This window comes from Blastococcus aggregatus (genome assembly GCF_900221005.1).
Classification (GTDB): domain Bacteria; phylum Actinomycetota; class Actinomycetes; order Mycobacteriales; family Geodermatophilaceae; genus Blastococcus; species Blastococcus aggregatus.
In genome coordinates, this window is record NZ_OBQI01000003.1 from 40,110 (window position 1) to 52,497 (window position 12,388).

A 12,388-nucleotide genomic window follows, 5' to 3' on the forward strand; every position below is an offset into this window, starting at 1 on the left:
GCTCTGGATGACGGCGACCGTCGCCGGAACTCCCGTCGTCCCGGGGGAGTCGGGCGAGGACGCCCCCGGCACTGCTCCGACCCGGTCGGGAGCACGAGGGCGGGCGCGGCTCCGTAGCGCGGCGGGGCCCGGGCTGGTCTGCCTGGGGTTCGTCGTCCTCTGCCTCGCGCAGTCGCCCGGCGAACTCGTCGGGGACACCAAGCTCGACCTGGTCGTGGACCCGCTCGCGTTCCTGACGCGGGCCCTGTCGTTGTGGGAGCCGCAAGGGTTCGCCGGGCAGCTCCAGTACCAGGCCTACGGCTACTTCTTCCCGATGGGCCCCTTCTTCGCGGTCGGGCACCTGGTCGGCCTGCCCATGTGGGTGGTCCAGCGGCTGTGGCTGGCGGCGCTCATGTGCACCGCCTTCCTCGGCGTGGTGCTGCTCGCCCGCCGGCTGCGCATCGGCACGCCGGCGACGGCGCTGCTCGCCGGCATCGCCTACGCCCTGGCGCCCCGGATGCTCTCGGTCCTGTCCGCCACCTCCGTCGAGGTCACCCCGATGGCCCTCGCCCCGTGGGTCCTCGTGCCCCTGGCCGGGATGTCGCGGCACGGGTCGCCGCGACGGGCCGCGGCGCTCTCGGGGCTCGCGGTGTTCTGCGTCGGCGGGGTCAACGCCGTCGCCACGGCCGCCGTCCTCCCGCTGGCGGCCCTCTACCTGGTCACGCGACCTCCCGGCCCGCTCCGCCGCCGACTGGTCGGGTGGTGGACGCTGTGCGTGGGCCTGGCCACGCTCTGGTGGGCGGTACCGCTGCTCCTGCTCGGCCGCTACAGCATCCCCGTCTTCGACTACGTCGAGACCGCGGCGACGACGACGGCGCCCACCGACGTGCTGAGCGTGCTGCGCGGCACCACGTACTGGATCGCCCAGCTGGCCTCGCCCTCGTCGGGTCCCTACCTGCCGGCCGGCTGGTCCCTCCTCAAGGACGCCCTGCCGATCGCGGCCACCCTGGTGCTCGTCCTCGCCGGGCTGGTGGCGCTCACCCGGCACGACCTGCCCGAGCGGACCTGGCTGGTCCTGGGGTTGCTCGCGGGTGTCGGACTGGTGTCCATGGGCCACCTGGCCACCGTCGACGGTGCCTGGGCCGGCCCGCTGCACGAGGCGCTCGACGGCGCGCTCGCCCCGCTGCGCGGCGTCCACAAGTTCGACCCGGTGCTGCGCCTGCCGCTCGCGCTCGGGCTGGCGCACCTGCTCGCCGTCCTCGTCCGGGTGGTGCGTGGGGCGGGCGGGGCCGGCACGGGGGTCGCGCTAGCCCGGGCGAAGCGGGCGGGCGCAGGCGTCGTCCTCGCCGCGGTCGTGCTGGCGGTGGCCGGAACGGCGTCCCCGGCGCTGGCCGGCCGGCTGACGCCGCCGACCGGGTTCGCGGACATCCCCGCGCACTGGCGGGAGACGGCGGACTTCCTCGCCGCCCAGCAGCCCACCGGTCGGGCGCTCCTGGTCCCGGGGTCGTCCTTCGGCAGCTACGAGTGGGGCAGGACCGTCGACGAGCCGCTCCAGCCGCTGGCGGAGTCGCCCTGGGAGGTCCGCTCCGCCATCCCGCTGACGCCCGAGGCGCACATCCGGATGCTGGACGCCGTCGAGCGGCAGCTCGCGCGCGGCGAGGGTTCCGCCGGGCTCGCCCGGTACCTCGCCCGGGCCGGGATCTCGCACCTGGTCCTGCGCAACGACCTCGACGTCGCCGACACGGCCTCGACCCGGTCGTCCGTGGTGCGCCGGACCCTGCTCGGCTCCCCGGGCATCACCCTCGCGGCCGGGTTCGGCGAGGACCATCCGCAGGTGGAGCTGCCGCCGGGCACCGTCCTCGACGGAGGGCTGGGTGAGCCGGCGCCGGCCGTCGAGGTCTACGCGGTGGCCGATCCCGTGCCCCGGGCGTGGACGGCACCGCTGTCCTCGGCCGTCACCGTCCACGGCGGACCCGAGGCCGTGCTCGCACTGGAGGACAGGGGGCTGGTGACCGGCCGCCCGGTGCTGCTCGCCGGGGAGTCGTCGGTCGGCACCGGATCGACGATGGTCACCGACGCGCTGCTGCGCCGGGACCGGGACTTCGGCCGGCTGACCGGCGCGACCTCCGGCGGCCTGACCGCCGATGCGCCGCCGGTCGAGGACCAGCCGGTCGCGGACTACCCGTTCCCCGGCCTGGCGCAGGCCCGGAGCGTCGTCGACTACGTGGGCGGAACCCCCACCGCGTCGAGCTCGGCGTCGGACATCGCCGGGCTGACCGGCAGCCGGCCCGCGGCCCAGCCCTGGGCCGCGGTGGACTCCGACCTGTTCACCGCGTGGGAGCCGGCGGCCGGCGCCGACCGGTCGCGGCCGGACTGGTGGCGCCTCACGACCGACCAGCCGTTCGACGCCGCGGAGGTGACCGTCGTCCTGGGCGGCGGTCTGGCCGGGAAGCGGCCGGCGGAGCTGCGGCTGACCACCGACGCGGGCACGACGGTGGCGCGGGTCGCGGACACCGGGGAACCGCAGACCCTCGCCCTGCCCGAGGGCCCGTCGCGCACGCTCACGATCAGCGCGACGACGACCGGGGCGCGCTCCCCGTTCCTGGTGCTGACCGAGGTGGCCCTCCCCGGGGTGGAGGTCGACCGCACCGTGGTCGCACCGACCCCGTCGACCGCGGCCGACGTCTACGCGTTCGACGCGCCGCCGGGCCGCCCCGGCTGCCTGCCGGCCGCCGCCGACGGCCCGGTCCGCTGCGCCGGCGAGCTGGTGACCGTCACCGAGGAGCCCGGGGCGCTCGACCGGACGTTCACGGTGGCCGTCGAGGCGGACCACGACCTCGCGCTCACGGCCGTGCCCCGTCCCGGCCCCGCGCTCGACGACCTCCTCGCGACCGCCCGGGGCGGAGTGCGGGCGAGTGCCACCAGCGTCGAGGTGTTCGACCCACGCGGAGGTGCGGCAGCGGCCGTGGACGGCGATCCGGGCACGTCCTGGCTGGCGGGCCCGGGGGACGAGCAGCCCACGCTGGTGCTCAGCTGGCCCGAGCCGCGCACGGTCGACGTGCTGCGCGTCGTCTCGGACCCGCGGGTGGCCGCGCTGCGACCGGACACCGTCACCATCGACGGCGGCGGGTCGTCGAGCACGGTCCCGCTCGCCGAGGACGGGACCGCGCGGGTGGACCCGGTCGTCACCGACCGGCTCGAGCTCACCCTCGCGTCGGCCGGACGGGGGATGTCCTTCGACCCGTACTTCCAGTGGACGCTGCCGCTGGGCATCGGCGTCAGCGAGGTGGAGATCGGCGGGCCCCGGGTGCCCGCTCCCGCCGACACCCCCGTCGTCCTCCCGTGCGGCGAGGGGCCGGCGCTGCTGGTGGACGGCCGAGAGATGTCGACCCGGATCGAGACCACCCTCGGGGCGCTGCAGGAGCTGCGGAGGATCCCGGTGTCAATCTGCGAGGACGCGGGCGCGTTCCGCCTGACCACCGGCCCGCACCGGCTGACCGCGGAGCACACGGCCGCACTGGCCGTCGACTCGGCGACCCTCGTCCGCGTCGACGGGGCGGCGAGCACCGCCCCGGTCGTCCGGGAGCCGGCGGCGGTGGGCCGCTGGGACGCCGAGCACCGGACCGTGGAGGTCGGAGCCCGCGAGCAGGACACGCTCCTCGTCGTCCCGGAGAACACCAACGCCGGCTGGACCGCCACCCTCGACGGGCGGCGCCTGGTGTCGGTCGCCGTCGACGGCTGGCAGCAGGGGTACGTGCTCCCCGCCGGGACGGCCGGCACCGTCCGCATCGACTTCGCCCCGGGGACGATCTACCGGACGGCGCTCGCCGGAGGAGCCGCGGCGGTGGCCCTGCTCGCCGTGCTGGCGGTCCTGCCGGTGCGGCCCGGCCGCGTGCGCCCGGACGGCGGCGGGCACCGCGATGCGTCCCGGATCGGTGCCGGGCTGCTCGTCCTCGCCGCCCTCGGAGGGATGGCCCTCGTCGGAGGCGCGGTCGGGATCGGCGCGGTCGTGCTGCTCTGGGCGGTCACGGCGCCGCTGCGCGCGCACCGTCCGCTCGTGCTCGCCGGCGTGGCGGCCGCGACCACGGCCGCCGCCGGCGTGCTGCTCCTCGTCTCCCCGGGGGAGTCGGGGACGGCCCGCCAGGTGCTGGCCGTCGTAGCCCTCGGCGCGGTCGTGGCCGGGGTGCTCCCGGTGCCCGCGGTGCCGCCGTGGGTCCGCTCGTGGCTGCGGTGGGCCGCCGGCGAACCGAGCCGGACCTGACGGTGCCGAGGAGCCGCGGTCCTAGGGCGTTCCGACCAGCTGCCCCGTGACGGCGTCCAGTGCCCGGAGGACAGCGGCGCGGCCGTGCTCCGTGGCGGGGCCGGTGTCGAAGCCGTGCTCGGCCCCCGGGACGTCGATGGTCGTCAGCCCGGGCGGCGGTGCCGCGAGCAGCGCCTGCTGGCCGGCGACGAACGCGGGGAGCTCGTTCTCGACGAGCGTGAGCACCACCGGGGTGTTCCCCAGCCCGCGCAGGGCGTCGGACAGGGAAGGCCAGCCGGGGATGTCCTCGGTGGGCAGCAGGGGATAGGTCAGGGCGACGCACCGCAGCCACTCGTGCCCGGCGGCGAGGACCGGGTAGGCCAGCGGGCCGCCGCCGGAGAAGAACCAGACGCCCACCGCGTCGCCGTCGACCTCGCCGCTGCTGCGCACCGCCGAGAGCACGCGGTCGAGCGTCGCGGACGCCTCCGGATAGCGCATGCCGCCGGTCAGCTCGTGGTCCAGCACCACCGCCGCCGTGCCCCGGGAGGCGAGCTGCGCGGCGTAGGCCCGGAAGAACGGGGTCCGACGGGGACTCACCGGTGGGGGTTCCGGGAACAGCCCGTGCACCAGGACGACGACGGGCGGCCGCCCACCGTGCCCGGGCAGGTAGAGGTCGAAGCCCCCGGGGTCGAGCGGGTCGACGAGGTCGGTGGGGTCGAGCGGGTCGACGAGGTCGGTGGGGTCGAGCGGGTCGACGAGGTCGGTCGGGACGATGAGGTCGGGGGCCTGGTTCACGGGTGCTCCTCGGTGGCGGGGATCTGGCGGAGGCGGTCGGTGAGGACGGCGAGGACCCGGGCGCACCGGGCGAGGTCGTCGGCGTCCAGGTCGGCGGCGACGCGGTCGAGGTTCGCGAGCTCCCGCCGGTGGACCTCGGCGAACGTCTGCTCGCCGTGCTCGGTCGCCGTGACGAGGCGGGAGCGCCGGTGCCGGGGGTTGTCCTCGAACCGGAGGAGCCCGAGGGCTGCTCCGGCGTCGACGAGCGCCTGGATGCTCTGCCGCGTGACCCCGAACTCGAGGGCCACCTGGGGCACGGTCGCGGCTCCCCGGTGCAGGACGAGTTCCAGCACGGCACGCAGCGGAACCGTCAGGTCCGTGCCCCGGAGGGCGTCGCTCACGGCGCGCTCGGACGCCTGGTAGAGCGGGCGCACCTGGAGGAGCACCTGGTAGGCGGGGTCGGCTGATGTCACGACAGAGAGCCTGTCAACATGACAAGCAGCCTGTCAATGGCTTCCGACACGGCTGGCGGTAACGTTGACTCGCCGGGATTACCGCCCTACGTTCGCCGCATGGCCCGCTCGCTGCTCGCCCCACCGCTCCCGTCGTCGGTCGATCCGGGGAGCGAGAGCTTCCAGCAGAACCGCGCCGACATGCTCGAGCAGCTCGCGACGCTCGACGAGCTGCTCGACCAGGCGGCCGCCGGCGGCGGGGAGAAGGCGACCGAGCGGCTGCGGCAGCGGGACAAGCTGCCGATCCGCGAGCGCATCGCGCACGCCCTCGACCCCGACAGCCCGTTCCTCGAGATCAGCCCGCTCGCGGCCTACGGCTCGGACTACACGGCCGGCGGCGGCATGGTGGTGGGGGTCGGCGTGATCGCCGGCGTCGAGTGCGTCGTCATGGGCAACGACCCGACGGTCCTCGGTGGCGCGCTGACCCCGTACGCGCTGAAGAAGTGGGCGCGCGCGCTGGAGATCGCCCGCGAGAACCGGATGCCCTACGTCAGCTTCGTGGAGTCCGCCGGCGCAGACCTGCGGCCCGGCGGGGGAGGGGGCGGCCGGTCGGCGCAGACCTCGCACTTCGCCGAGAGCGGCCGGCAGTTCTACGAGATGACCGAGCTGTCCAAGCTGGGCATCCCGTCGGTCTGCGTCGTGTTCGGGTCCTCGACCGCCGGCGGGGCCTACCAGCCGGGGCTGTCGGACTACGTCGTCGTCATCGACCAGCAGTCGAAGGTGTTCCTCGCCGGCCCGCCGCTGGTGAAGATGGCCACCGGCGAGGAGAGCGACGACGAGACCCTCGGAGGAGCCCGGCTGCACGCCGACGTCTCGGGTCTGGGGGACTACTTTGCCGAGGACGAGCTGGACGCCATCCGGATGTGCCGCGAGGCGGTCTCGCACCTGAACTGGCGCAAGGCCGGTCCCGAGCCCTCGCTGACCGCCGACGAGCCGGTGCACGACCCCGAGGAGCTGCTCGGCCTGGTCAGCCGCGACCTCCGCCAGCCGGTCGACGTCCGCGACGTCGTCGCCCGGGTGGCCGACGGTTCCCGCTTCGAGGAGTTCAAGCCCCGGTGGGGCCCGACGCTGGTCTGCGGGTGGGCGTCGATCCACGGCTACCCGGTCGGCATCCTCGGCAACAACGGCGTGCTGCACCCCGACTCGGCGCAGAAGGCGGCGCACTTCATCCAGCTGTGCAACCGGATCGACGTGCCGCTGGTCTTCCTGCAGAACATCACCGGCTACATGGTGGGGCGGGACTTCGAGGCGGCCGGCATCGTCAAGAAGGGCAGCCAGATGCTCAACGCCGTCACGAACTCGACGGTGCCGCACCTGACGGTGATCATCGGCTCCTCCTACGGCGCCGGCACCTACGGCATGTCCGGCCGGGCCTTCGGCAACCGGTTCACCTTCCTGTGGCCGACGGCGAAGATCGCGGTCATGGGCCCCAAGCAGATCGCCGGGGTCATGTCGCAGGTCCGCCGCGGGCAGGCGCTGCGCAAGGGCGTGCCCTTCGACGAGGAGGAGGACGCGCAGATCGTGGCGATGGTGGAGGCGGGCCAGGAGGAGGGCTCGCTGGCGCTGCGGGCCACCGGGGCGGTGAGCGACGACGGGATCATCGATCCGCGCGACACCCGCACGGTGCTCGGCATGTGCCTGTCGTTCGTGGCCAACGGGCCCGTCGAGGGCGCGCAGCAGTTCGGGGTGTTCCGGCTGTGACCGCGTCGTTGGATGTCAGGGCCTTCGACACCGTCCTCGTCGCCAACCGCGGCGAGATCGCCCGCCGGGTGTTCCGCACCGCGCGCGCCATGGGGTACCGCTGCGTCGCCGTCTACGTCGACGCCGACGCCGGGGCCCCGTTCGTCGCCGATGCCGACGAGGCCGTCCGGCTCGACACCGGGTACCTCGACGGCGCCGCGGTGATCGCCGCCGCCCGCGCCACCGGCGCCGGCGCGATCCACCCCGGCTACGGCTTCCTGTCGGAGAACGCCGGCTTCGCCGCCGACGTCCTCTCCGCGGGCCTGGTCTGGGTCGGCCCCACGCCCGAGGTCATCGCGGCGATGGGCGACAAGCTCGCCGCGAAGAAGGCCGCCGTCGCCGCCGGCGTCCCGACCCTGCCGTCCTCGGACGACCCGCGCGACGGCGCCGCCGTCGGCTACCCGCTGCTGGTCAAGGCCGCCGCCGGTGGTGGCGGCAAGGGCATGCGGGTCGTGGAGTCCGCCGCCGACCTCGCCGAGGCGGTCGCCGGTGCGCAGCGCGAGGCGCTGTCCGGCTTCGGCGACGCCCGGGTGTTCCTCGAGCGCTACGTGCGCCGGGCCCGGCACGTCGAGATCCAGATCCTCGGCGACGAGCACGGCAACCTGCTGCACCTGGGCGAGCGCGAGTGCTCGATCCAGCGCCGGCACCAGAAGATCGTCGAGGAGTCGCCGTCGCCCGTGGTCGACGATGCCCTGCGGACGGCGATGGGCGAGGCGGCGCTGGCCTTGGCCGGCGCGCTCGGCTACCGCTCCGCCGGCACGGTCGAGTTCCTGGTCGACGACGACACCCGCGAGTTCTTCTTCCTCGAGGTGAACACCCGCCTGCAGGTGGAGCACCCGGTCACCGAGGAGGTCACCGGCATCGACCTGGTCCGCGAGCAGCTGCGGGTCGCCGCGGGCGAGCCGCTGGACCGCACCCAGGCCGACGTCTCCTTCACCGGCCACGCCATCGAGGTGCGGCTCTACGCCGAGGACCCCGCCGCCGGGTTCCTCCCGGCCACGGGCACGGTCGCGGCGTTCACCCCCGCCGCCGAGCCCGCCGTCCGGTGGGACTCCGGCGTCGAGGCGGGCTCCGTCGTCGGCGTCAGCTTCGACCCGATGCTGGCCAAGGTCATCGCGCACGCACCGACCCGGCGGGAGGCGGCCGGCCGGCTCGCGCTGGCGCTCACCCGGCTGCACCTGGGCGGGCTGACCACCAACCGCGACTTCCTCGCCGCCGTCCTCCGGCACCCGGCCTTCCTCGACGGCGACACGACCACCGACTTCATCGAGCGCCACGCGCCGGCCGCCCAGCTCGCCCTGGACGACGACGCGCTGCACCGGGTGGCCGCGGCCGCGGCGCTGTGGCTGCAGGGCCGCAACCGCGCGGAGGCCGGCGTGCTGCGGGCGGTGCCGACCGGCTGGCGCAACGCCCGGCTGCCCGACACGTCGGTGCGCTTCCGGCACCGGGACGACGAGGTCGAGGTCCGCTACCGCGCGCTCCGGGACGGCACGTTCGCGGTGCGCGACCTGGGGGCGGCCCGCGTCCACGCCTGGTCGCCGGGGAGCATCGACGTCGAGCTCGCCGGGCACCGGGCGCGCTGCACCGTCACCGCCGACGGCGAGCGGCTGCACGTCCAGACCCCGCGCGGCACGGTGGAGCTCGCCGTCGTCCCGCGGTTCGTGCCGCCCGGCGCGGCCGGCGTGGAGGGCGGCTTCGTCGCGCCGATGCCCGGCGTGGTCCTCGACGTGCGCTGCGCGGTGGGGGACCGGGTGACCGCCGGGCAGACGCTGGTGCTGCTCGAGGCCATGAAGATGGAGCACCACGTGCGGGCGCCCTACGCAGGCGTGGTCGGCGAGGTGCGGGTCGCCGCCGGCCAGCAGGTCGAGAACGGCGCCGTCCTCCTCGTCGTCGAGCCCGAGGCGGCCACGACGGACGAAGGGGCCCCCGATGCCTGAGCCGCTGCGGATCGCCAACTGCTCCGGGTTCTACGGCGACCGGCTCTCCGCCGCCCGCGAGATGGTCGAGGGCGGGCCGATCGACGTCCTCACCGGCGACTGGCTGGCCGAGCTGACCATGCTGATCCTGGCGCGCAGCCGCGCGTCGCGGCCCGGCGGCGGGTACGCCCGCACGTTCGTGACGCAGATGGAGCAGGTCATGGGCACCTGCCTCGACCGCGGCATCAAGGTCGTCGCCAACGCCGGCGGGCTCGACCCGGCCGGCTGCGCCGAGGCCGTCGCCGAGGTCGCCGCACAGCTCGGTCTCTCTCCGACGATCGCCTACGTCAGCGGCGACGACCTGCTGCCCCGGCTGGACGAGCTCGTCGCCGCGGGTGTGGACCTGGCGCACCTCGACACCGGGGCGCCGCTCGGCGACCCCTCCCGGTTCATCAGCGCCAACGCCTACCTCGGCTGCTGGGGCATCGTCGACGCGCTGAACTCCGGCGCCGACATCGTGATCACCGGACGGACCACCGACGCCGCGATCGTCTGCGGCCCGGCCGCCTGGCACCACGGCTGGGCGCGCGACGACTGGGACGCCCTCGCCGGCGCCGTCGTCGCCGGGCACGTCATCGAGTGCGGCACCCAGGCCACCGGCGGCAACTACTCCTTCTTCACCGAGGTGCCGGGCATGGCCCGCACCGGCTTCCCGTGGGCCGAGATCGGCGGCGACGGTGCCTCGGTCATCGGCAAGCACGACGGCACCGGCGGCCAGGTCTCGATCGGCACGGTCACCTCCCAGCTGCTCTACGAGATCGGCGCCCCGGCCTACCTCGGCCCCGACGTCACCGCGCGCTTCGACACCGTGGCGCTGGAGCAGGTCGCCCCCGACCGGGTGCGGATCAGCGGCGCGAAGGGGGAACCGCCGCCGTCGACGCTCAAGGTGGCGATGAACTCGCTCGGCGGGTTCCGCACCGACCTCGGCGTCGCGCTGGTCGGGCTGGACGTCGAGGCCAAGGCCGCCCTGGTCGAGGAGGCCTTCTGGGCCGCGTGCCCCTACGGGCCGGCCGACTTCGCCGACGTGACGACGACGCTGGTGCGCACCGACAAGGAGGACCCGGCGACCAACGAGGAGGCCGTCGCGGTCTGGCGGCTGACGCTCAAGGACGCCGACGAGCGCAAGCTCGGCCGGTCGGTCGGCGCGGCCATGACCGAGCTCGCGCTGGCCACCATCCCCGGGTTCTTCGGCGTGGGGGGCGGCGGGCGCGACGCCCGCCCCTACGGCGTCTACCGGCCGGCGGTCGTGCCCGCCGAGCTCGTGCCCCAGCAGGTGACCGTCCTGGGCGGGCCGACGACGGTCGTGCCCTCCACCGCGCCGGCCACCCCGGCCGCCCCGGTGCAGCCGCTGCCCGGCCCGTCGGCCCCGGCGCCTGCCGGTCCCACGAGGCGGGTGCCGCTCGGCCTGGTCGTCGGCGCGCGGTCGGGGGACAAGGGCGGCAACGCCAACCTCGGCGTGTTCGCCCGCACCGACGCCGCCTGGGCGTGGCTGGACGGCTTCCTCACGACCGAGCGGCTCACCGCGCTGCTGCCCGAGACCGCGCCGCTGCGGATCGACCGGCACCGGCTGCCGGCGCTGCGCTCGCTCAACTTCGTCGTCCACGGGCTGCTCGACGAGGGCGTCGCCGCCTCGACCCGCCAGGACGGGCAGGCCAAGAGCCTGGGGGAGTGGCTGCGCGCCCGGCACGCCGACGTCCCGGTGGCGCTGGTCGGGGAGGGGCCGTGAGCACGCTCGCCACCGTCGAGCGCCCGCGGCCGGTCCTCGACCGCGAGCGGGAGGAGCAGCTCACCGAGCGCCAGCGCGAGGTGCTGCGGCAGCTCGACGCGATGTTCCGCGACGGCTTCGCCGAGCTCACGATGGCCGAGATCGCGGCCCGGGCCGGGTGCTCGTTGCGCACCCTCTACGCGCTGGCGCCGAGCCGGGACGCACTGGTCCTGATGGTCGTCGACCGGCAGCTGTGGCGGATCGGCGGGAACGCCCAGCGGATCCTCACCGACCGGATGCCGCCGCTGGACGCGATCCGGGCTTACCTGCGGGCGGCGCACGTGGCGGTCGGCCGCGCGACCCACGCCTGGTCGCGGGACCTCGACACCGTGCCGGCGGTGCGGGCGCTGGTGGACAGCCACAACCAGTACCTGATCGACGTCACGCGGATCCTCCTGGACACCGCGGTCACCCGCGGCGACATCACCGACGTCGACACCGCGGCGGTGGCCCGGGTGCTCGCCGGCCTGGGCCGCAGCTTCGCCGACCCGGAGGTGGCGCGCACCCTGCGCAGCTCGCCCCAGCAGGCCGCCGACGAGGCGGTCGACATCATCCTGAAGGGCTTGTCTCGATGAAGGGCTCTGCCCACGTGGAAGGACGTACCCCATGACCGACGTCGCCGCGGTCGCCGCCGACCTGGCCGCAGAGCACGAGGCGCTGGACGCCGTGCTCGCCGGGCTGACCGACGAGCAGTGGGCCACGCCCACGCCGAGCCCGGGCTGGACCGTCGCCGACCAGGTCGGCCACCTCACCTACTTCGACGGCGCCGCCGTGCTGGCGCTCACCGACGAGGCGGCGTTCGCCGCCTCGATCGGCCCGCTGCTCGAGGACATGGACGGCGTGACGCTGCACCGGCACCTCGCGCCGACCGAGCTGCTCGCCGCGTGGCGGGCCAACCGGTCCCGCCTGCTCGACGTCGTGCGGCAGGTCGACCCCGAGGGCCGGGCGCCCTGGTACGGGCCGTCGATGAGCGTGCGCTCGTTCCTCACCGCCCGGCTCATGGAGACCTGGGCGCACGGCCAGGACGTCGTCGACGCCGTCGGCACGACCCGGGAGCCGACCGACCGGCTGCGGCACATCTGCCAGATCGGGTTCATCACGCGGAAGTGGACCTACGCCAACCGCCGCGAGGAGCTGCCCGCCGCCGACGTGCGCCTGGAGCTGGTCGCCCCCTCCGGCGAGGTCTGGCGCTGGGGCCCCGACGACGCGGCGCAGTCCGTCCGCGGACCGGCCCTGGACTTCTGCCTGGTCGTCACCCAGCGCCGGCACGTCGACGACACCGCCCTGCAGACGCACGGCGCGGCCGCCCGCGACTGGATGGAGAAGGCGCAGGCCTTCGCCGGCGGCGCGACCGACGGCCCGCCGCCCGGCGGCCGTTCCTGACCTCCCCGACCGACCCCTC

At 75.4% G+C, this 12,388-nt stretch carries 8 protein-coding genes; 6 read left to right on the top strand and 2 right to left on the bottom strand.

The window, feature by feature from the left end; genetic code table 11:
* The first annotated feature begins 7 nt into the window (after positions 1-7).
* On the top strand, positions 8-4,240 hold the full coding sequence (locus tag CRP29_RS10085) for an alpha-(1->3)-arabinofuranosyltransferase domain-containing protein (RefSeq protein ID WP_097194953.1): 4,233 nt from the start codon (positions 8-10) through the stop codon (positions 4,238-4,240).
* A 21-nt stretch (positions 4,241-4,261) separates the two neighbouring features.
* Here the strand turns inward: CRP29_RS10085 and CRP29_RS10090 are convergent, their stop codons facing one another.
* Positions 4,262-5,014 (bottom strand): dienelactone hydrolase family protein, encoded by a 753-nt coding sequence (locus CRP29_RS10090; protein ID WP_097194954.1) that lies wholly within the window; start codon positions 5,012-5,014, stop codon positions 4,262-4,264.
* The gene (locus CRP29_RS10095) at positions 5,011-5,466 is read right to left on the bottom strand and encodes a MarR family winged helix-turn-helix transcriptional regulator (RefSeq protein ID WP_097194955.1); all 456 of its coding nucleotides are present in this window, start codon (positions 5,464-5,466) and stop codon (positions 5,011-5,013) included. Before CRP29_RS10095 ends, CRP29_RS10090 begins: the two co-directional genes overlap by 4 nt.
* 99 nt (positions 5,467-5,565) lie before the next feature.
* Between CRP29_RS10095 and CRP29_RS10100 the strand changes: the two genes are divergently transcribed.
* From CRP29_RS10100 to CRP29_RS10120, 5 genes are read left to right on the top strand one after another with little or no spacing between them, the layout of a single operon-like run.
* The gene (locus CRP29_RS10100; RefSeq protein ID WP_097194956.1) at positions 5,566-7,206 is read left to right on the top strand and encodes an acyl-CoA carboxylase subunit beta; all 1,641 of its coding nucleotides are present in this window, start codon (positions 5,566-5,568) and stop codon (positions 7,204-7,206) included.
* Positions 7,203-9,182, top strand: coding sequence for an acetyl/propionyl/methylcrotonyl-CoA carboxylase subunit alpha (locus CRP29_RS10105; protein ID WP_245852716.1), 1,980 nt, complete (start codon positions 7,203-7,205; stop codon positions 9,180-9,182). Before CRP29_RS10100 ends, CRP29_RS10105 begins: the two co-directional genes overlap by 4 nt.
* Entirely contained in the window at positions 9,175-10,947 is a 1,773-nt protein-coding gene (locus tag CRP29_RS10110; protein ID WP_097194957.1) for an acyclic terpene utilization AtuA family protein, read from the top strand. The genes CRP29_RS10105 and CRP29_RS10110 overlap by 8 nt, the downstream gene beginning before the upstream one ends.
* Positions 10,944-11,561 carry a TetR/AcrR family transcriptional regulator gene (locus CRP29_RS10115; RefSeq protein WP_097194958.1) on the top strand — a complete coding sequence of 206 codons (618 nt, stop codon included), beginning with the start codon at positions 10,944-10,946 and terminating at the stop codon, positions 11,559-11,561. Before CRP29_RS10110 ends, CRP29_RS10115 begins: the two co-directional genes overlap by 4 nt.
* A 31-nt stretch (positions 11,562-11,592) precedes the next feature.
* The gene (locus CRP29_RS10120; protein WP_097194959.1) at positions 11,593-12,369 is read left to right on the top strand and encodes a TIGR03084 family metal-binding protein; all 777 of its coding nucleotides are present in this window, start codon (positions 11,593-11,595) and stop codon (positions 12,367-12,369) included.
* Positions 12,370-12,388: the final 19 nt, after the last annotated feature.

Bases quoted from the DNA above. Each gene is read 5' to 3' on its own strand.
- CRP29_RS10085 (WP_097194953.1), top strand. From the start codon at position 8: ATGACGGCGACCGTCGCCGGAACTCCCGTCGTCCCGGGGGAGTCGGGC.
- CRP29_RS10110 (WP_097194957.1), top strand. From the start codon at position 9,175: ATGCCTGAGCCGCTGCGGATCGCCAACTGCTCCGGGTTCTACGGCGAC.
- CRP29_RS10120 (WP_097194959.1), top strand. From the start codon at position 11,593: ATGACCGACGTCGCCGCGGTCGCCGCCGACCTGGCCGCAGAGCACGAG.
- CRP29_RS10100 (WP_097194956.1), top strand. From the start codon at position 5,566: ATGGCCCGCTCGCTGCTCGCCCCACCGCTCCCGTCGTCGGTCGATCCG.